Origin of the sequence: Burkholderia pyrrocinia (genome assembly GCF_001028665.1) — a bacterium.
GTDB classification, from domain to species: domain Bacteria; phylum Pseudomonadota; class Gammaproteobacteria; order Burkholderiales; family Burkholderiaceae; genus Burkholderia; species Burkholderia pyrrocinia.
The window spans coordinates 2,353,263-2,373,470 of the sequence record NZ_CP011503.1; the positions used below are offsets into that span (position 1 = coordinate 2,353,263).

At 65.6% G+C, this 20,208-nt stretch carries 19 protein-coding genes; 16 read left to right on the forward strand and 3 right to left on the reverse strand.

The window, feature by feature from the left end; all coding sequences use genetic code 11:
* Positions 1-44 precede the first annotated feature (44 nt).
* The 9 genes from rpsA (at position 45) to cysM (ending at position 8,890) form a co-directional block, all read left to right on the forward strand.
* Positions 45-1,757 carry a 30S ribosomal protein S1 gene (rpsA, locus tag ABD05_RS10830; RefSeq protein WP_011544885.1) on the forward strand — a complete coding sequence of 571 codons (1,713 nt, stop codon included), beginning with the start codon at positions 45-47 and terminating at the stop codon, positions 1,755-1,757.
* A gap of 22 nt (positions 1,758-1,779) precedes the next feature.
* Positions 1,780-2,103 carry an integration host factor subunit beta gene (locus ABD05_RS10835; RefSeq protein WP_006486894.1) on the forward strand — a complete coding sequence of 108 codons (324 nt, stop codon included), beginning with the start codon at positions 1,780-1,782 and terminating at the stop codon, positions 2,101-2,103.
* Between the two features lie 209 nt (positions 2,104-2,312).
* On the forward strand, positions 2,313-2,606 hold the full coding sequence (locus ABD05_RS10840; RefSeq protein WP_047900121.1) for a lipopolysaccharide assembly protein LapA domain-containing protein: 294 nt from the start codon (positions 2,313-2,315) through the stop codon (positions 2,604-2,606).
* A gap of 53 nt (positions 2,607-2,659) precedes the next feature.
* Complete coding sequence (lapB, locus tag ABD05_RS10845; protein WP_047900122.1) at positions 2,660-3,832, forward strand: lipopolysaccharide assembly protein LapB; 1,173 nt, start codon at positions 2,660-2,662, stop codon at positions 3,830-3,832.
* A 90-nt stretch (positions 3,833-3,922) separates the two neighbouring features.
* The gene (locus ABD05_RS10850; protein WP_047900123.1) at positions 3,923-5,323 is read left to right on the forward strand and encodes a UDP-glucose dehydrogenase family protein; all 1,401 of its coding nucleotides are present in this window, start codon (positions 3,923-3,925) and stop codon (positions 5,321-5,323) included.
* A gap of 7 nt (positions 5,324-5,330) precedes the next feature.
* Positions 5,331-6,281 carry a D-glycero-beta-D-manno-heptose-7-phosphate kinase gene (rfaE1, locus tag ABD05_RS10855; protein WP_053059933.1) on the forward strand — a complete coding sequence of 317 codons (951 nt, stop codon included), beginning with the start codon at positions 5,331-5,333 and terminating at the stop codon, positions 6,279-6,281.
* A gap of 63 nt (positions 6,282-6,344) precedes the next feature.
* Positions 6,345-7,337, forward strand: coding sequence for an ADP-glyceromanno-heptose 6-epimerase (gene rfaD, locus ABD05_RS10860; protein ID WP_047900124.1), 993 nt, complete (start codon positions 6,345-6,347; stop codon positions 7,335-7,337).
* 73 nt (positions 7,338-7,410) lie between these two features.
* Positions 7,411-7,773: a ComEA family DNA-binding protein gene (locus tag ABD05_RS10865; protein WP_047900125.1), complete on the forward strand. Its 363-nt coding sequence runs from the start codon at positions 7,411-7,413 to the stop codon at positions 7,771-7,773.
* 214 nt (positions 7,774-7,987) lie between these two features.
* The gene (gene cysM / locus ABD05_RS10870) at positions 7,988-8,890 is read left to right on the forward strand and encodes a cysteine synthase CysM (protein WP_047900126.1); all 903 of its coding nucleotides are present in this window, start codon (positions 7,988-7,990) and stop codon (positions 8,888-8,890) included.
* 66 nt (positions 8,891-8,956) lie between these two features.
* Here cysM and mltB read toward each other — a convergent pair whose 3' ends face one another.
* On the reverse strand, positions 8,957-10,300 hold the full coding sequence (mltB, locus tag ABD05_RS10875; protein ID WP_082146085.1) for a lytic murein transglycosylase B: 1,344 nt from the start codon (positions 10,298-10,300) through the stop codon (positions 8,957-8,959).
* Between the two features lie 43 nt (positions 10,301-10,343).
* On the opposite strand from mltB, the gene ABD05_RS10880 reads away from it, so the two are divergent.
* The gene (locus ABD05_RS10880; RefSeq protein WP_011351344.1) at positions 10,344-11,267 is read left to right on the forward strand and encodes a histone deacetylase family protein; all 924 of its coding nucleotides are present in this window, start codon (positions 10,344-10,346) and stop codon (positions 11,265-11,267) included.
* A 31-nt stretch (positions 11,268-11,298) separates the two neighbouring features.
* Here the strand turns inward: ABD05_RS10880 and ABD05_RS10885 are convergent, their stop codons facing one another.
* Positions 11,299-12,219: an alpha/beta hydrolase gene (locus tag ABD05_RS10885; RefSeq protein ID WP_047900128.1), complete on the reverse strand. Its 921-nt coding sequence runs from the start codon at positions 12,217-12,219 to the stop codon at positions 11,299-11,301.
* 218 nt (positions 12,220-12,437) lie between these two features.
* Between ABD05_RS10885 and ABD05_RS10890 the strand changes: the two genes are divergently transcribed.
* The 6 genes from ABD05_RS10890 to ABD05_RS10915 all read left to right on the forward strand — a co-directional run bounded on the left by ABD05_RS10890 (position 12,438) and on the right by ABD05_RS10915 (position 18,758).
* Positions 12,438-13,472, forward strand: a complete 1,035-nt coding sequence (locus ABD05_RS10890; protein WP_047900129.1) for a methionine ABC transporter ATP-binding protein — start codon at positions 12,438-12,440, stop codon at positions 13,470-13,472.
* Entirely contained in the window at positions 13,462-14,115 is a 654-nt protein-coding gene (locus ABD05_RS10895; protein ID WP_047901158.1) for a methionine ABC transporter permease, read from the forward strand. The genes ABD05_RS10890 and ABD05_RS10895 overlap by 11 nt, the downstream gene beginning before the upstream one ends.
* Positions 14,116-14,145: 30 nt before the next feature.
* The gene (locus ABD05_RS10900; RefSeq protein WP_047900130.1) at positions 14,146-14,940 is read left to right on the forward strand and encodes a MetQ/NlpA family ABC transporter substrate-binding protein; all 795 of its coding nucleotides are present in this window, start codon (positions 14,146-14,148) and stop codon (positions 14,938-14,940) included.
* A 228-nt stretch (positions 14,941-15,168) separates the two neighbouring features.
* The gene (locus tag ABD05_RS10905) at positions 15,169-15,918 is read left to right on the forward strand and encodes an electron transfer flavoprotein subunit beta/FixA family protein (RefSeq protein WP_047900131.1); all 750 of its coding nucleotides are present in this window, start codon (positions 15,169-15,171) and stop codon (positions 15,916-15,918) included.
* A gap of 16 nt (positions 15,919-15,934) precedes the next feature.
* The gene (locus tag ABD05_RS10910) at positions 15,935-16,870 is read left to right on the forward strand and encodes an electron transfer flavoprotein subunit alpha/FixB family protein (RefSeq protein ID WP_047900132.1); all 936 of its coding nucleotides are present in this window, start codon (positions 15,935-15,937) and stop codon (positions 16,868-16,870) included.
* Positions 16,871-16,967: 97 nt separating this feature from the next.
* The gene (locus ABD05_RS10915) at positions 16,968-18,758 is read left to right on the forward strand and encodes an acyl-CoA dehydrogenase (RefSeq protein ID WP_047900133.1); all 1,791 of its coding nucleotides are present in this window, start codon (positions 16,968-16,970) and stop codon (positions 18,756-18,758) included.
* 94 nt (positions 18,759-18,852) lie between these two features.
* Here the strand turns inward: ABD05_RS10915 and ABD05_RS10920 are convergent, their stop codons facing one another.
* Entirely contained in the window at positions 18,853-20,139 is a 1,287-nt protein-coding gene (locus tag ABD05_RS10920) for a D-amino acid dehydrogenase (protein ID WP_047900134.1), read from the reverse strand.
* Between the last annotated feature and the right edge of the window lie 69 nt (positions 20,140-20,208).

The following is a 20,208-nucleotide window of genomic DNA, read 5'->3' on the forward strand; positions in this document are numbered from 1 at the left end:
TTCCGGCCGGCGTGGCACAGCGATCCATGCACAATCAGATTTTTATGTCCGACCTGCAAACCTCCACCCCGAATACCGAATCCTTTGCGGCTCTGTTCGAAGAGTCGCTGACCCGCCAAGACATGCGCGCCGGCGAAGTGATTTCCGCCGAAGTCGTGCGCGTCGACCACAACTTCGTGGTCGTCAATGCAGGCCTGAAGTCCGAGGCTTACATTCCGATCGAGGAATTCCTGAACGATCAGGGCGAGGTTGAGGTGCAGTCGGGCGATTTCGTGTCCGTCGCGATCGACGCACTCGAAAACGGCTACGGCGACACGATCCTGTCGCGCGACAAGGCGAAGCGCCTTGCATCGTGGCTGTCGCTGGAAAAGGCCCTCGACAACAACGAACTCGTCACCGGCACGATCACCGGCAAGGTGAAGGGCGGCATGACCGTGATGGTCAACGGCATCCGCGCGTTCCTGCCGGGTTCGCTGGTCGACACGCGTCCGGTCAAGGACACGACCCCGTACGAAGGCAAGACGCTCGAGTTCCGCGTGATCAAGCTCGATCGCAAGCGTAACAACGTTGTGCTGTCGCGTCGTGCAGTGATCGAAGCGACGCAAGGCGAAGAGCGCGCGAAGCTGCTCGAGACGCTGAAGGAAGGCGCGATCGTCAACGGCGTGGTCAAGAACATCACCGACTACGGCGCGTTCGTCGACCTCGGCGGCATCGACGGCCTGCTGCACATCACCGACATCGCATGGCGTCGCGTGCGTCACCCGAGCGAAGTCCTGTCGGTTGGCCAGGAAGTCACCGCGAAGATCCTCAAGTTCGACCAAGAGAAGAACCGCGTCTCGCTGGGCATCAAGCAACTGGGCGACGATCCGTGGGAAGGCATCTCGCGCCGTTACCCGTCGGGCACGCGCCTGTTCGGCAAGGTCACGAACATCACCGACTACGGCGCATTCGTCGAAGTGGAATCGGGCATCGAAGGCCTCGTCCACGTGTCGGAAATGGACTGGACCAACAAGAACGTTGCTCCGTCGAAGGTTGTCCAGCTGGGCGACGAAGTCGAAGTCATGGTCCTCGAGATCGACGAAGACCGTCGTCGTATCAGCCTCGGCATGAAGCAGTGCAAGCCGAATCCGTGGGATGACTTCAGCCGCAACTTCAAGAAGGGCGACAAGATCACGGGCGCAATCAAGTCGATCACCGACTTCGGCGTGTTCATCGGTCTGCCGGGCGGCATCGACGGCCTGGTCCACCTGTCGGACCTGTCGTGGAGCGAAGCCGGCGAAGAAGCCGTTCGCAAGTACAAGAAGGGCGACGAAGTCGAAGCAATCGTGCTCGGTATCGACGTCGAGAAGGAGCGTATTTCGCTCGGCATCAAGCAGCTCGAAGGCGACCCGTTCAGCAACTACGTTGCAATGAACGACAAGGGCTCGATCGTCGACGGCGTCGTGAAGACGGTCGATGCGAAGGGTGCGGTCGTCACGCTGACGGGCGACATCGAAGGCTACCTGCGCGCGTCGGAAATCTCGCAGGATCGCGTCGAAGACGCACGCAACGTGCTGAAGGAAGGCGACAAGGTCAACGCGATGGTGATCAACATCGATCGCAAGTCGCGCGGCATCAACCTGTCGATCAAGGCGAAGGATTCGGCCGAGCAACAGGAAGCGATCCGCGGCCTGCAATCGGACTCCAGCGCTGCTGCGACCGGTACGACCAACCTCGGCGCGCTGCTGAAGGCGAAGCTCGACGGCCAGAACCAGTAAGCCTCACGAGGTCTGCTGAAGTATGACCAAATCCGAGTTGGTCGCGCAGCTGGCATCGCGATTTCCGCAACTTGTCCTCAAGGATGCGGATTTCGCGGTGAAAACGATGCTCGATGCGATGTCCGATGCCCTGGCGAAAGGGCATCGCATCGAAATTCGGGGTTTCGGCAGCTTCGGCCTCAACCGTCGCCCGGCACGCGTCGGACGCAACCCGAAGTCGGGGGAGAAAGTGCAGGTGCCCGAGAAGTTCGTGCCGCACTTCAAGCCTGGCAAGGAATTGCGTGAACGTGTCGACGGCCGCGCCGGTGAGCCGCTGAAGGCTGACGATCCGGACGACGAGCGTTGAGCGTCGTTCGGTTTGCCCGGAACCTGTCCGGCGAAGGCTGAAGAGAAAAGCGCCCCTAGCGGGCGCTTTTTTCATTTCCGGTGACCGCGGCGCAATGGGGCGCGCAGGATGTGCGCAGTCGCGGAAACGCTTCCTTTACAATACGGGTCGATTCGGTGCGACGAAGGGGAGTCGCGCGCCGCGGCAAACCTCAACAAAGAGAGGGCTTCATGAAGTTTATCGTCTGGCTGATTCGGGTATTGGTATTCGTACTGCTGCTGGTGCTCGCGCTGGCCAATACGCAAACCGCGACGCTGAATTTTGTTGCCGGCTACGCATGGCAAGCGCCGCTGATCCTGATCGGCCTGGCGTTCTTCGGCGTGGGCCTGCTGGCCGGCCTGCTGTCCGCGCTGCCTTCGATCTTCCGTCTGCGTCTCGAGAACGGGCGCCTGAAGCGCGATCTGCGCGCGGCGCGCGAAACGCCTGCCGTCATCGACCAGCCGCCGATGCCGCCCGTCATTTAACACGGACGCCGCGCGATAATCGCGCGGTTTTCGTCTCTGCTTCGATATTTCGCATGGATCTGGATTTCTGGTGGTTGCTCGCGATTCCGGTCGCGTTCGCGCTCGGTTGGGCGGCGTCACGCTATGACCTGAAGAATCTCCTGTCGGAGAGTGCCAACCTGCCGCGATCGTATTTTCGCGGCCTGAACTTTCTGTTGAACGAACAACCCGACAAGGCGATCGACGCGTTCATCGAGGTCGCCAAGCTCGACCCCGAGACGGTCGAACTGCACTTCGCGCTCGGCAACCTGTTCCGCCGTCGCGGCGAAACCGATCGCGCAATCCGCGTGCACCAGAACCTGCTGAGCCGCACGGACCTGCCGGTCAACGAGCGCGACCACGCGCTGTACGAGCTCGGCCAGGATTTCCTGAAAGCCGGTCTGCTCGATCGCGCCGAGGAGGCGTTCCACAAGCTCGCCGATGGCGACTATGCGCTCGGCGCGCAGCGGGCGCTGCTGACGATCTACGAGATCGAGAAGGACTGGAACAAGTCGATCGATACCGCGAAGCGCATCGGGTCGATGAGCGACAAACCGCTCGGCACCGAAATCGCGCAGTTTCACTGCGAACTCGCACAGGACGCACTGCAGCGCAAGAACGCCGCCGCGGCCGCAGAACAGTTGCGGCTCGCGCTGACCGTGAACCCGCAGAACGTTCGCGCGACGATCCTGTCCGGCGATGCCGCGGAGGCGGAGGGCAACCACGCGGCCGCGATCGAGCACTGGAAGCGCGTCGAGGCGCAGAACCCGGCGTATCTGCCGCTCGTCGCCGACAAGCTGATGAAGGCCTATGTCGCGCTCGGCAAGAACGCCGACGGTGCGACGCTGCTGATGGGTTATGTCGACCGCTATCCGTCGAACGACCTGCTCGACATCGCGTATCAGCACATCGCGGGGTTGCGCGGCCAGGATGCTGCGCACACGCTCGCGCGCACGCAGATGGAGAAGTCGCCGAACCTGTCGGGGATGCTGCACCTGCTCGATGCGCAGATCGCGGCGGCCGACGAACCGCGTCGTAAGGAACTTGAAATGATGCGCGCGCTGATCAAGCAGCGCACCAAGAATCTGCCACGGTATACGTGCCAGAATTGCGGCTTCCGGGCGCGCAATTTCTACTGGCAGTGCCCGGGCTGTAGCGGCTGGGAAACCTATGCGCCGCGTCGCGTCGAGCCTGCGATGCCGGGTTGATCCCGGCATGCGGGCCCCACGCGCCGTGGTTGCCGCCGGGCCTGGCCCGGCGGCCAAGTTAGTCAATTACCGGGAAGTACCGGAACATCTATGAAAATCACCATCATCGGCACCGGCTATGTCGGCCTCGTCACGGGCTCATGCCTCGCGGAGATCGGTCACGACGTCTTCTGCCTCGACGTCGATCCGCGCAAGATCGACATCCTGAATAACGGCGGCATGCCGATTCACGAACCGGGGCTGCTGGACATCATCGCGCGCAACCGCGCGGCAGGGCGCCTGCGCTTCTCGACCGACATCGAGGCGAGCGTCGCGCACGGCGAGATCCAGTTCATTGCGGTCGGTACGCCGCCCGACGAGGACGGCTCGGCCGACCTGCAATACGTGCTCGAGGCCGCGCGCAACATCGGCCGCCACATGACGGGCTTCAAGGTGATCGTCGACAAGTCGACGGTGCCGGTCGGCACCGCGCAGCGCGTGCGCGGCGTGGTCGACGAGGCGCTTGCCGCACGCGGGCTCGCGGGCAGCGTCGCGCATCGCTTCTCGGTCGTGTCGAACCCGGAGTTCCTGAAGGAAGGCGCCGCGGTCGAGGACTTCATGCGTCCGGACCGGATCATCATCGGCGTCGACGACGACGAGCCGGGCACGATCGCGCGCGAGAAGATGAAGAAGCTTTACGCGCCGTTCAACCGCAACCACGAGCGGACGATCTACATGGACGTGCGTTCGGCCGAATTCGCGAAATATGCGGCGAATGCGATGCTCGCGACGCGCATCTCGTTCATGAACGAGATGTCGAATCTTGCCGACAAGGTCGGCGCCGACATCGAGGCCGTGCGCCGCGGGATCGGCTCCGATCCGCGCATCGGCTACCACTTCCTGTACGCGGGCGTCGGCTACGGCGGCTCATGCTTCCCGAAGGACGTCCAGGCACTGATTCGCACCGCGGGCGAGAACGGCCAGCCGCTGCGCATCCTGGAAGCCGTCGAGGCGGCCAACCATGCGCAGAAGGACGTGCTGATCGGCAAGATCGAGCAGCGCTTCGGCGCCGACCTGACCGGCCGCGAGTTCGCGGTCTGGGGCCTTGCGTTCAAGCCGAACACCGACGACATGCGCGAGGCGCCGAGCCGCCGCTTGATCGCCGCGCTGCTCGAGCGCGGCGCGACCGTGCGCGCGTACGATCCGGTCGCGGTCGACGAGGCGCGGCGCGTGTTCGCGCTGGATTTCGGCGACGATGCGGCGGCACTCGCACGGCTGCATCTCGTCGATACGCAGGACGTCGCCGTGACGGGTGCGGACGCGCTCGTGATCGTGACCGAATGGAAGGAATTCCGGAGCCCCGATTTCACGCGCCTGAAGGCCGAACTGAAGGCGCCGGTGATCTTCGACGGGCGCAACCTGTACGAGCCGGACGCGATGGCCGAACTCGGCATCGACTATTACGCGATCGGCCGGCCGTATGTCGATCCCCAGTCGTCCACCCGTGGTTGACCGTACGATGAATACTCCCCGCGAAGTCGTTCAGGTGCCGCGCGAGCAGCTCGCACGTTCGCGCGTGCTCGTCGTCGGCGACGTGATGCTCGACCGTTACTGGTTCGGCAACGTCGATCGCATTTCGCCGGAAGCACCGGTGCCGGTCGTCCACGTGCAGCGTCAGGAAGAGCGGCTCGGCGGCGCGGCCAACGTCGCGCGCAATGCCGTGACGCTCGGCGGCCAGGCCGGGCTGCTGTGCGTCGTCGGTTGCGACGAACCCGGCGAGCGGATCGTCGAGCTGCTCGGCAGCAGCGGCGTGACGCCGCATCTCGAGCGCGACCCGGCGCTGCCGACCACGATCAAGCTGCGCGTGCTCGCGCGCCAGCAGCAACTGCTGCGTGTCGATTTCGAGGCAATGCCGACGCACGAGGTGCTGCTCGCGGGGCTCGCGCGCTTCGACGCGCTGCTGCCGCAGCACGACGTCGTGCTGATGTCGGATTACGCGAAAGGCGGCCTGACGCATGTCACGACGATGATCGAGAAGGCGCGTGCGGCCGGCAAGTCCGTCCTCGTCGACCCGAAGGGCGACGACTGGGCGCGCTACCGCGGCGCATCGCTGATCACGCCGAATCGCGCGGAGTTGCGCGAAGTGGTCGGGCAGTGGAAATCGGAGGACGATCTGCGCGCGCGTGTCGCGAAGCTGCGTGCGGAACTCGACATCGACGCGCTGCTGCTCACGCGCTCGGAAGAGGGCATGACGCTCTTTTCCTCTACCGGCGAACTGCACGCACCGGCGCTCGCGCGCGAGGTGTTCGACGTGTCGGGCGCGGGCGATACCGTGATCGCGACGGTCGCGACGATGCTCGGCGCAGGCGTGCCGCTCGTCGACGCGGTCGTGCTCGCGAATCGCGCGGCAGGCATCGTGGTCGGCAAGCTCGGCACGGCCACGGTGGACTACGACGAACTGTTTCACTGAGCGCATTCGGCGGCGCGACGAGCGCGTCGCACGAGTGGCTCGCACTTTTCAGGCAGGACGATCATGACCCTCATCGTCACCGGCGCAGCCGGTTTTATCGGCGCGAACATCGTCAAGGCGCTCAACGAGCGTGGCGAGACGCGCATCATCGCGGTCGACAACCTGACGCGCGCCGACAAGTTCCGCAATCTCGTCGATTGCGAGATCGACGACTATCTCGACAAGACGGAATTCGTCGAACGCTTCGCGCGCGGCGATTTCGGCAAGGTGCGCGCGGTGTTCCACGAAGGCGCCTGTTCGGACACGATGGAAACCGACGGCCGCTACATGATGGACAACAACTTCCGCTACAGCCGCGCGGTGCTCGACGCCTGCCTCGCACAGGGCGCGCAGTTCCTGTACGCATCGTCGGCCGCGATCTACGGCGGCTCGACGCGTTTCGTCGAGGAGCGCGACGTCGAGGCGCCGTTGAACGTGTACGGCTATTCGAAGTTCCTGTTCGACCAGGTGATCCGTCGCGTGCTGCCGACCGCGAAGAGCCAGATCGCCGGCTTCCGCTATTTCAACGTGTACGGCGCGCGCGAGACGCACAAGGGGCGCATGGCGTCGGTTGCGTTCCACAACTTCAACCAGTTCCGCGCGGAAGGCAAGGTGAAGCTGTTCGGCGAGTACAACGGCTATGCACCGGGCGAGCAGACGCGTGACTTCGTGTCGGTCGAGGACGTCGCGAAGGTGAACCTGTTCTTCTTCGATCATCCGGAGAAGTCGGGCATCTTCAACCTCGGCACGGGGCGTGCGCAGCCGTTCAACGACATCGCGTCGACGGTCGTGAACACGCTGCGCGCGCTCGACAACCTGCCGCCGCTGACGCTCGCGCAGCAGGTCGAGCAGGGACTGATCGAATACGTGGCGTTCCCCGATGCATTGCGCGGCAAGTACCAGTGCTTCACGCAGGCCGACCAGACGAAACTGCGCGCGGCCGGCTACGACGCGCCGTTCCTGACCGTGCAGGAAGGCGTCGACCGCTACGTGCGTTGGCTGTCCGGCCAGGTTTAAACGGAAGCGTTGCATCGATAGACTGGGTCTCACGGTCGGCAGCCGCCGGCCGTTTTCATCGGAGATCCAGCACATGATCAGAAAATGGTTTGCCGCAGCGGTCATGCTCGGCGCAGTCGCGTCGGCCTGGGCGGCCGTCGACGTCAACACCGCGAACGAGGATGCACTCGTCGGCATCAAGGGCATCGGCCCGGCGCGTGCAAAAGCGATTCTCGACGAACGCGGCGCGCGTGGCCCGTTCAGGAGTGCGGAAGATCTCGCGTCACGCGTGAAAGGCATGGGCGGCCATACCGTCGAGCGACTTCAGCAGGAAGGGCTGACGATAGGCGCGGCCGGCTCAGGCGCGGCCGGCTCAGGCACCGCGGCCGCACCAGTCGCGGGCAAGCCGGCGGCCGCAAAGCCTGCCGCTGCACCTGCCCGCACCGCGCAGAAGTAACGCGCCGCGCGCGACAGACAAAGGGCTCCTTCAGTCGCCGTCATTGCGACGGCTTCCCGCGGCATGCCGCGGGTTTTTTGCGTGCGCACCGCGTGCGCGGCGATCGTGAATCGCGCGGCATGCGTATTCCATCGTCGCAAAGGGGTTGCCGGCGCGAGCGGCGGTGCTGGTTTACAATCGATCGATTGATCGGCCTCGTACTCACGGTATCTCCATGGCTTACAAAACTATCGAAGACACGATCGGCAATACGCCGCTCGTGCAACTGGTCCGCTTGCCGGACGACGAGATTCGCGCACGCAACAACGTGGTGCTCGCGAAGCTCGAAGGCAATAACCCGGCCGGTTCCGTGAAGGATCGCCCGGCGCTGTCGATGATCGGCAAGGCCGAGGCGCGCGGGCGCATCAAGCCGGGCGACACGCTGATCGAGGCGACGAGCGGCAACACGGGCATCGCGCTCGCGATGGCAGCGGCGATCCGCGGCTACAAGATGGTGCTGATCATGCCGGAGGACCTGTCGGTCGAGCGCCGCCAGAGCATGGCGGCCTATGGCGCCGAGATCATCCTCACGCCGGTGAAGGGCGGGATGGAGCTGGCGCGCGACCTCGCGGAACAGATGCAACGCGAGGGCAAGGGCGTGATCCTCGATCAGTTCGCCAACCCCGACAACCCGGTCGCGCACTACGAAGCGACCGGCCCGGAGATCTGGCGCGACACCGACGGGCGCGTGACGCACTTCGTGTCGGCGATGGGCACGACCGGCACGATCATGGGCGTATCGCGGTATCTGAAGGAACAGAATCCCGCGATCGAGATCGTCGGTGCGCAGCCGGAAGACGGTTCGCGCATTCCGGGCATCCGCAAGTGGCCGGAAGCCTATCTGCCGACGATCTTCGATCGCAGCCGCGTCGACCGCGTCGAAAACGTGAGCCAGGCCGCCTCCGAAACGATGGCGCGCCGGCTGGCGGCTGTCGAAGGCATCTTCGCCGGCATTTCGTCGGGCGGCGCATGCGAAGTCGCGATGCGTATCGCGCGTCAGGTCGAGAATGCGACGATCGTGTTCATCATCTGCGATCGCGGCGACCGCTATCTGTCCACGGGCGTGTTCCCGGCCTGAGCCCGGCCCGCACACGATAAAAAAACGCCGCAATTGCGGCGTTTTTTGTTTGGGCGGGTGCGTTGCTTACTGCGCTTGCTCGTCCGCGTTGGCCGGTTTCAGCGCGCCGTTCGCTTCCATCTGCGCCTTCACGGCCTCGCCGAGCTGATACACGGTGAGTGCGTAGAAGAAGCTGCGGTTGTAGCGCGTCAGCACGTAGAAATTTTTGAGACCGAGCATGTATTCGGTCGCGCGCCCCGGCGACGGCAGGTCGACCACGGTCACCGGCGTGCCGGCTTCGGTGGTGATGTTGACCGCCGGTTCGTTCAGCGTCATGCCCGCGCGCATCAGTTGCGACAGCGCCCAGTGCGGTTCGGGCTGGCCGTCGGCGGCGGCCTGTGCGATTCCCAGGCTGCCCGTATCGGGCGTGATCTGCCAGACCACCGGGCGGTCGGTTTCCCAGCCGTGCTGCTTCAGGTAGTTCGCGACGCTGCCGATCGCGTCGACAGGACTGCTGCGCAGATCGACGTGGCCCGTGCCGTCGAAGTCGACCGCATATTCGCGAATGCTGCTCGGCAGGAACTGCGGAATCCCGATCGCGCCCGTGTACGAGCCGAGCACGGTGGTCGGGTCGAGCTGGTTGTCGCGGGTCCAGACCAGGAAATCCTCGAGGTTCTTGCGGAACGTTGCCTGGCGGCTGTCGCGATTCGGTGTTTCCGGATAGTCGAACGTGAGCGTCGTCAGCGCGTCGAGCACGCGGAAATTGCCCATGTAGCGGCCATAGATCGTCTCGACGCCGATGATGCCGACGATCACCTCGGGCGGCACGCCGAATTCCTCGGATGCGCGCTGCAGTGTCGCCTGGTTGGCCTTCCAGAACTTCACGCCCGCGTTGATGCGGATCGGCTCGATGAAGCGCGAGCGATAGACGCGCCAGTTCTTGACCGTCGGCGACGCGGCGGGCTTCACGAGCTTGACCGCCGTCGCCGAATAGCTGGTGCGCGAAAACAGCGCATGCAGGCTCGCGGAGTCGAAGCCGTTGCGGCTCACCATCTCGTCGATGAACGCATCGACCTTCGCGTTGTTCGCGTAACGCTGGGGAACGATTTCCTCTTCGAAGGCCTGGCCTTGCGGCGCCGGCTGCTGGGGCTGGGCCTGTGCGACGCGCGTGCCGGCGGGCTTCGCAGGCTGCGTCTGCGCGCCTGCAGGCGCGGCGCCGAGGGCTGCGGCGACGGCGGCGACGACGAGCGGAGCGCGAACACGGAGCAGCGCGGAGAGAAGGGCGGCAGGCTTGCTGGAATTCATGTCGAAGCGGGCGGACAGGGCGATTGGGTTCGGCGCAGTATACCCGACGCATCCTACGCGCCGGGGCGATGCGGGCCCCCATTGTGGTAAGTTAGCGGCGAATTCGCGGCAGACGATGGACATCATTGATGGAGACCTGTGGCGCACCGCGCGCTGCGGATGACAGCTTATGGCAACCGCTTTCTATACGCACCCCGACTGCATGCTGCACGAGATGGGGGAATGGCATCCGGAATGCCCGGCCCGATTGTCGGCGATCCAGGATCAACTGATCGCGAGCCGCATCGACGACCTGATCGTGCACGAAACCGCGCCGTTCGCGAGCGAGGTGGCGCTGGGCCGTGTGCATACGCAGGCGCACATCGACTACATCCGGAGCATGACGCCGGTCGACGGCTACGTCGAGATCGATCCCGATACGCTGATGAACCGCGATACGTGGCGCGCGGCGCTGCGCGCGGCCGGTGCCGCGATCGCGGCGACCGACGCGGTGATCGAAGGCCGCTACGCGAATGCGTTCTGCGGCGTCCGGCCGCCCGGCCACCACGCGGAGCCTGCGCGCGCGATGGGTTTCTGCTTCTTCAACAACGTCGCGATCGCCGCGCGGCATGCGCTCGACGTACACGGTCTCGAGCGTGTCGCGATCATCGATTTCGACGTGCACCACGGCAACGGCACCGAGGCTGCGTTCGCCAACGACGAGCGGGTGCTGATGTGCAGTTTCTTCCAGCATCCGCTGTACCCGTTCTCGGGCGTCGATCACCAGGCGCCGAACATGGTCAACCTGCCGATGCCCGCGCGCAGCAACGGGATGGCGATCCGCGAAGCCGTCGACATGTTCTGGCTGCCGCGTCTCGACGCGTTCAAGCCGCAGATGCTGTTCGTGTCGGCCGGCTTCGATGCGCATCGCGAGGACGACATCGGCAATCTCGGCCTCGTCGAGGCCGACTTCGAATGGCTGACCGCGCAGATCGTCGACGTCGCGCGTCGTCATGCGCAGGGCCGCATCGTGAGCTGTCTCGAAGGCGGCTACAACCTGTCCGCGCTCGGGCGCAGCGTCGTCGCGCACCTGCGCGTGCTCGCCGGCATCTGACCGTCCGGTCGCCGCCGGCATGTGCGCTTGATCAGCGCGCCGGCACGCGCGCGTGAATCCACGCGATCAGCGCGTCGATCACGCGATCGCGTTCGAGATCGTTCATCGTTTCGTGGAAGCCGCCTTCGTATAGCGTCAGCGTGCGATCGGGCGAGCCGACACGCGCGCCGAACGCGCGGCTGCCGTCCGGTTCGGTCAGCTTGTCCTCGGTGCCGTGATAGACGAGCACCGGGACGCGCAGCGCATCGCGGCCGCGTTCGATACGCGCCATCGCATCGAGAATCTCCGCGCCGGTGCGTGCGGGCACCGCGCCATGATGCACGAGCGGATCGGCGCGATTGGCCGCGACGATGGCCGGATCGCGCGACAGCAGCGCCGCGTCGATCCGAATCGCGGGGAAGGTCGGCCACGCGCGGCTGATGACGCGGCTCACCGCGAGCATCCAGCGCGGCACGTCGCGCCCCGGTGCGAGCGCCGGGCTCGACAGTACGAGGCCCGTCAGCGCGCGGCCGCTGGCCGGCGCGCGTTCGATCGCGTACAGCGCCGCGACGGCGCCGCCCATGCTGTGTCCCATCAGGAACAGCGGTGCATTGCCGCGCGCGGCTTCCGCGACCAGCGCATCCGCATCGTTCAGGTAACCGTCGAAACGCTCGACCCAGGCTCGCTTTCCGGGCGACTGGCCGTGCCCGCGCAGATCGATCGCGAGCACGTCGATGCCGGCCGCGTTCAGCCGGCCGGCGAGCGCGGCATAACGACCCGCGTGTTCGGCGAGGCCGTGAACGAGCGCGATCGTTGCGCGCGGCGGCGCGGTGCTGTCGCCGGCCGGCCAGCGGTACGACGCCAGTTCGAGCCCGTCCGCGGTGCGCAGCCGGCCCATTTTCGGCGCGGGCGGCGACGAAGGCGCCGATCCGGCGGTGGCAGGCGCGGCGGCCGGCGTGGTGGTGGCGGTCATCTGGCGTGTCCCCTGTTCGTTGGCATATGTGTTCCGGATCATAGTCGCGGCATTGTCGAGGCGGGCCAGCGGCGCACCTCTAATTCCGTGAGGTTATGAAAAGATCGAAATCGATTATTAAGGGGAATGAGGGGTTTGCGGTAAAATCGCCGGCTATTCCAGATGCATCGGCGGCCGACTGGCGGGCCTGCTCGCCAGCCGGCCGCCGTTTTGTTTACATGATCGAATTACGCAATCTTTCGCAGCGTTTCCCCGGGCCGAGCGGCTGGGTCGAGGCGCTGCACAACGTCAACCTGACGATCCCGCAGGGCGAGGTGTTCGGCATCATCGGCCGAAGCGGCGCCGGCAAGAGCACGCTCGTGCGCACCATCAACCTGCTCACGCGGCCGACCGAAGGCAATGTCGTCGTCGGCGGGCGCGATCTCACGCTGCTGCCGGCGGGCGCGCTGCGCGAGGCGCGCCGCGAGATCGGCATGATCTTCCAGCATTTCAACCTGCTGTCGTCGCGCACGGTGTTCGACAACGTCGCGCTACCGCTGGAGTTGGCCGGCGCAAGCCGTGCCGAGATCGAGGCCGCCGTGCTGCCGCTGCTCGACCTCGTCGGGCTGTCCGCGCAGAAGGATCGTTACCCGGCGCAGATCAGCGGCGGACAGAAGCAGCGCGTCGGCATCGCACGCGCGCTCGCAAGCCAGCCGAAGGTGCTGCTGTCGGACGAAGCGACGTCCGCGCTCGATCCCGAGACCACACGGTCGATCCTCGACCTGCTGAAGCGCATCAACCGCGAGCTCGGCCTGACGATCGTGCTGATCACGCACCAGATGGAAGTGATCAAGCAGGTGTGCGATCGCGTCGCGGTGCTCGATGCGGGGCGTGTGGTCGAGGAAGGCCGCGTGATCGACGTGTTCCTGCAGCCGCATCACGAAGTGACGCGCGCGCTGATCGGCGACGTGATCGCGCAGGAACTGCCGCCCGCGCTGAAGGTGCGCGTGGCCGAGCGGCTGAAGACGGGCAGCGGGCATCTGCTGCGGCTCGCGTTCACGGGCTCGGGTGTCGACCAGCCGATCCTGTCGGAGACGATCCGTCGTTACGAACTCGATTTCAACATCCTGCACGGCCAGATCGACGAGATCCAGGGGCAGGCATTCGGTTCGCTCGCGGTGCTCGCGGGCGGCGAGCCGGGCAAGGTCGGGCAGGCGCTCGCGTTCCTGCGCGAGCAAGGTGTGGTGGTAGAGGAGCTTTCGTATGTTGAGTGAGATGTTCGATATGTTCGTGCAGTCGTTCTGGGAGACGCTGATCATGGTCGGCATCTCCGGGGCGGTCGGCGCGCTCGTCGGTCTGCCGCTCGGCGTGCTGCTCTACCTGACCGATCGCCAGGGCGTGCTGCAGAACCTCGCCGTGAATCGCGTGCTCGGCGGCATCGTGAACGCCGTCCGCTCGACGCCGTTCATCATCCTGCTGGTCGCGGTGATTCCGTTTACGCGGCTCGTCACGGGTTCGTCGATCGGCACGGCCGCGGCGGTCGTGCCGCTGACGCTCGCGGCCGCGCCGTTCATCGCGCGTCTCGTCGAGACGGCGCTGCGGGAAGTCGACCGTGGGCTGATCGAGGCCGCGCAATCGATGGGCGCGACCACGTCGCAGATCGTATTCAAGGTACTGTTGCCCGAATCGCTGCCGGGCGTCGTGGCGGGCCTGACGATCACGTTCGTGTCGCTGGTCGGCTATTCGGCGATGGCCGGGGCGATCGGCGGCGGCGGGCTCGGCGATCTCGGGATCCGCTACGGCTACCAGCGCTATCTGCCGGAAGTGATGTGGACGGTCGTCGCGATCCTGATCGTGTTCGTGCAGATCGCGCAGTCGTTCGGCGACTGGCTCGTCCGCCGGCTGAGCCACAAATAAGACGAAATTGATCCGTTAGGGGGAAAGACGATGCAACGACGCTTCATGCTGAAGTTCGCGGCGGCACTCGGCGCAGCTGCGCTGTTCGCGGGCGCGCACGCACAGGCCGAAACCATCAAGGTAGGCGTGACGGGCGGGCCGCACGCGCAGATCATGGAAGCGGTGAAGAAGGTCGCGGCGAAGAGCGGCCTCGAGATCCGCATCGTCGAATTCTCCGACTACGTGCAGCCGAACGCGGCGCTCGCGTCGGGCGACCTCGATGCGAACAGCTACCAGCACGATCCGTATCTGCAGGCGCAGGTGAAGGATCGCGGCTACAAGCTGATCAAGGTCGCGGATACCGTCACGTTCCCGATGGGCATCTATTCGAAGCGCGTGAAGTCGCTGACCGAACTGAAGCCCGGCGCGCGCGTCGCGGTCCCGAACGATCCGACCAACGGCGGCCGCGCGCTGCTGTTGCTGCAAAAGCAGGGCCTCCTGAAGCTGCGCGCGGATGCGGGGTTGAAGGCGACGCCGCTTGATATCGTCGACAATCCGCGCAAGCTGAAGATTGTCGAGCTCGATGCGGCGCAGATTCCGCGTTCGCTCGGCGACGTCGACGCGGCCGCGATCAATACCAACTACGCGATGGAAGCGGGGTTGAAACCGAAACAGGACGCGATCGCGATCGAGGGTCCGAACGGCCCGTACGCGAACATTCTCGCGATTCGCGAGGCGGACCGGAACAAGCCGTGGGTCGCGAAACTGATCGCGGCCTATCACTCGGCCGACGTGAAGCAGTTCATCGAAGGCAAGTTCGGCGGCGCGGTCATTGCCGCCTGGTAACGGGCAGAGCAGGGGACGCCCGGCGGGATTAGAGTCGATGATCGAAAACCCGGGCTTTGCGTCCGGGTTTTTTCTCTTTTAAAATAGAACGACCGTTCGCTATCATTGGCGCGTCGCCAAGAAGCGGTATCCTCGACAGCCACGATGGATGGGTCCGCTTGGCCGCGCAGTCATGAGGCCTCGCTATAGAATGGCCTCTGGTCGTATTCGTAACTTTGGAGCGTGTGCATGAAAATCCTGGTGCCAGTGAAAAGAGTGGTCGATTACAACGTGAAGGTCCGCGTGAAGTCGGACAACACGGGTGTCGACATCGCGAACGTGAAGATGTCGATGAACCCGTTCGACGAAATCGCCGTTGAAGAAGCCGTGCGCCTGAAGGAAGCGGGCGTCGCGACCGAAGTGATCGCGGTGTCGGTCGGCGTCACGCAGGCGCAGGAAACGCTGCGCACGGCGCTGGCGATCGGCGCGGATCGCGCGATCCTCGTCGAGTCGACCGACAGCGTCGAGCCGCTGGCCGTCGCGAAGATCCTGAAGGCGCTGGTCGACAAGGAGCAGCCGCAACTGGTGATCCTCGGCAAGCAGGCGATCGACGACGATTCGAACCAGACGGGCCAGATGCTGGCCGCGCTGGCCGGCCTGCCGCAAGCGACGTTCGCGTCGAAGGTGACGGTTGCCGACGGCAAGGCGACGGTCGCGCGTGAAGTCGACGGCGGCGCGGAAACGCTGTCGCTGACGCTGCCGGCGGTGATCACGACCGACCTGCGCCTGAACGAGCCGCGCTACGTGACGCTGCCGAACATCATGAAGGCGAAGAAGAAGCCGCTGGAAACCGTAAAGCCGGAAGACCTGGGCGTGGACGTCGCGCCGCGTCTGAAGACGCTGAAGGTGGTCGAGCCGCCGAAGCGCGCGGCCGGCGTGAAGGTGCCGGACGTGAAGACGCTGGTCGAGAAGCTGAAGACCGAAGCCAAGGTGCTGTAAGAGGGAGCGGAAAGAAATGACGATTCTGGTGATTGCAGAACACGACAACGCGTCGATCAAGGCCGCGACGTTGAATACGGTGGCGGCGGCGGCGAAGATCGGCGGTGACATTCACGTGCTGGTCGCGGGCCACAACGCGCAAGCGGCTGCAGACGCAGCAGCGAAGATCGCAGGTGTTTCGAAGGTGCTGCTGGCCGACGCGCCGCAGCTCGAAGCGGGCCTCGCGGAAAACGTCGAAGCGACCGCGCTGAACATCGCGAAGGACTACTCACACATCCTCGCGCCGGCGACGGCGTACGGCAAGAACATCGCGCCGCGCATCGCCGCGAAGCTGGACGTCGCGCAGATCTCGGACATCACTGCGGTCGATTCGGCCGACACGTTCGAGCGCCCGATCTACGCGGGCAACGCGATTGCGACGGTGCAGTCGAGCGACCCGATCAAGGTCATCACGGTGCGTGCGACGGGTTTCGATCCGGTCGCGGCCGAAGGCGGCAGCGCAGCGGTCGAGAAGATCGAAGCGGCGGCAGATGCCGGCAAGTCGCAGTTCGTGAGCCGTGAAGTGACGAAGCTGGACCGTCCGGAACTGACGTCGGCCAGCATCATCGTGTCGGGCGGCCGCGGTCTGGGCAGCGGCGAGAACTACACGAAGGTGCTGGAGCCGCTGGCCGACAAGCTGTCGGCCGCGCTCGGCGCATCGCGCGCGGCAGTCGACGCCGGCTACGTGCCGAACGACTACCAGGTCGGCCAGACCGGCAAGATCGTCGCGCCGCAGCTGTACATCGCGGTGGGCATCTCGGGTGCGATCCAGCATCTGGCCGGCATGAAGGATTCGAAGGTGATCGTCGCGATCAACAAGGATCCGGAAGCGCCGATCTTCAGCGTGGCCGATTATGGCCTCGTCGGCGATCTGTTCACGCTCGTGCCGGAGCTCGTCGCCGAGCTCGGCTGACGCGGTGTGACGCTTCAGCGGTAAGCACACGGGAAAAGGGGCGCGACAAGCGCCCCTTTTTTTCGCCATCGACAGAAGAGAGCAGGGGAGACACACCATGAGTTATGTCGCACCGGTCAAGGACATGCTGTTCGTGCTGAAGGAACTCGCGGGCATCGACGCCGTCGCGCAGTTGCCGGGTTTCGAGGATGCCGGTTACGACACGGCGCAGGCCGTGCTCGACGAGTCCGCGAAATTCTGCGGCGAGGTGCTGGCGCCGCTGAACGTCGAAGGCGACCGCAACCCGAGCAGCTGGAAGGACGGTGTCGTGACCGCGACGCCGGGCTTCGGCGACGCGTTCCGCCAGTTCGTCGAAGGCGGCTGGCAGGGGCTGCAGCATCCGGCCGAGTACGACGGCCAGGGGCTGCCGAAGCTGATCGCGACGCCGTGCATCGAGATGCTGAACGCGTCGAACCTGTCGTTCGCGCTGTGCCCGCTGCTGACCGACGGCGCGATCGAGGCGCTGCTGACGGCCGGCACCGACGAGCAGAAGCAGCGCTACGTGCCGAAGCTGATCTCGGGCGAATGGACCGGCACGATGAACCTGACCGAGCCGCAGGCGGGCTCCGATCTGGCGCTGGTGCGCTCGCGCGCGGAGCCGCAGGGCGACGGCACCTACAAGGTGTTCGGCACGAAGATCTTCATCACGTGGGGCGAGCACGACATGGCGGACAACATCGTCCACCTGGTGCTGGCCCGCACGCCGAACGCGCCGGAAGGCGTGAAGGGCATCTCGCTGTTCATCGTGCCGAAGTTCATGGTCAACGACGACGGCTCGCTGGGCGCGCGCAACGACGTGCACTGCGTGTCGATCGAGCACAAGCTCGGGATCAAGGCGAGCCCGACGGCGGTGCTGCAATACGGCGACCACGGCGGCGCGATCGGCTACCTGATCGGCGAAGAGAACCGCGGCCTCGAATACATGTTCATCATGATGAACGCGGCGCGCTTCGGCGTCGGGATGCAGGGGATCGGCGTGGCCGACCGCGCGTACCAGAAGGCGGCGGAATTCGCGAAGGAACGCGTGCAGAGCCGCCCGGTGGACGGCTCGGCCAAGCAGTCGGTGACGATCATCCATCACCCGGACGTGCGCCGGATGCTCGGCACGATGCGTGCGCTGACCGAAGGCGCGCGGGCGCTGGCGTACGTGGCAGCCGCGCACAGCGACATTGCCCACCGCCATTCGGACGAGGCGACGCGTGGCCGTCATCAGGCAATCTACGAGTATCTGGTGCCGGTCGTGAAGGGCTGGAGCACGGAGATGGTGAACGACGTGGCGAGCCTGGGCGTGCAGGTGCACGGCGGGATGGGCTTCATCGAGGAGACGGGCGCGGCGCAGTACTACCGCGATGCGCGGATCCTGGCGATCTACGAAGGGACGACGGCGATCCAGGCGAACGACCTGGTCGGCCGCAAGACGATGCGCGACGGCGGCGCGGTGGCGAAGGCGCTGATCGCGGAGATCGGCGAGACGGTGGCGGCGCTGGGCAGGCTGGACGGTGCGGCGGCCGCGTCGATGAAGGCGCAGCTGGAACAGGGTGCGCGCGCGCTGTCGTCGGTGGTGGACTACGTGGTGGCGAACGTGAAGCAGGACCCGAACGCGGTGTTCGCGGGCAGCGTACCGTACCTGAAGCTGGCGGGCGTGGTGCTGTGCGGGTGGCAGATGGCGCGCGCGCTGGTGGCGGCGCAGGCGAACCGCGCGAGCGATCCGGCGTTCTTCGACGCGAAGATCGCGATCGCGCAATGCTATGCGGAGCACATTCTTGTGCAGGCCGGTGCGCTGGAAGCGTCGATCGTCGGCGCGAAGGGCAACGAGAGCGTGCTCGCGTTGACGGAAGACCAGTTCTGATTCCGCAACGTATCCGATGAAACGAAAAAGGCGCCTCGAGGGGCGCCTTTCTTTCTGATGCCGGCCGGCCCGTGTTGCTGCGGGCAGTCGCGGCTTATGCGTATGCCGGGCGCGTCTGGCCGGCCACTTCCTTCAGGTAACGGTGCACCGACAGGTCGTCGGCCTGGATCGCCGGCTTCTTGCCCGAGATCAGGTCCGCGAGCAGTTGGCCCGAACCGCACGACATCGTCCAGCCGAGCGTGCCGTGGCCGGTGTTCAGGAACAGGTTCGACACCGGCGTGCGGCCGACGATCGGCGTGCCGTCCGGTGTCATCGGGCGCAGGCCCGTCCAGAACGTCGCCTTCGACGTGTCGCCGCCGCCCGGGAACAGGTCGTTCACGCACATTTCGAGCGTTTCGCGGCGCGCCGCGCGCAGGTTCTTGTCGAAGCCGACGATTTCCGCCATGCCGCCGACGCGGATGCGCTGGTCGAAACGCGTGATCGCGATCTTGTAGGTCTCGTCGAGCACGGTCGACACGGGCGCGGCCGCTTCGTTGACGATCGGTGCGGTGATCGAATAGCCCTTCAGCGGATAGACCGGGATCTTCATCAGGTTCGAGATGAAGCTGGTCGAGTACGAGCCGAGTGCGACGACGTACGCGTCCGCGCGCACCGTCTCGCTGCCGCACTGCACGCCGGCGATCTTGCCGCCCGCGATCGCGAGCGCATCGATCGGCGTGTTGTAGCGGAACTTGACGCCAAGCGATTCAGCGAGCGCCGCGAGGCGCGTCGTGAACAACTGGCAATCGCCCGTTTCGTCGCCGGGCAGGCGCAGGCCGCCCGTCAGCTTGTGCGACACCGCGGCGAGCGCCGGTTCGGCATTCTTCAGGTCGACCGGCGACAGCAGTTCGAACGGCACGTTCGCTTCCTGCAGCACGGCGATGTCCTTCGCCGCGCCGTCGAGTTGCTGCTGCGTGCGGAACAGTTGCAGCGTGCCGCCCGTGCGGCCTTCGTACTGGATGCCGGTGTCGGCGCGCAGCGCCTGCAGGCAGTCGCGGCTGTATTCGGCGAGGCGGACCATGCGGCCCTTGTTGACCGCATAGCGCTCGGTCGTGCAGTTGCGCAGCATCTGCCACATCCACTGGAGCTGGAAGCGCGTGCCGTCGAGACGGATCGCAAGCGGTGCGTGCTTTTCGAACATCCACTTGACGGCCTTCAGCGGCACGCCGGGTGCGGCCCACGGCGCGGCATAGCCGGGGGAGATCTGGCCTGCGTTCGCGAAGCTCGTCTCGAGCGCCGGGCCGGCTTCCCGGTCGATCACCGTGACTTCATGACCGGCGCGCGCGAGGTAATACGCGCTTGCCACGCCCACCACACCGCTGCCCAGAATGACGACTCGCATAGCTGCTCCAGATGGAAGGGACCAGATCGAGGCCGGACGCACCCGCGGCTCCGTGTAACCTCTAGCTGA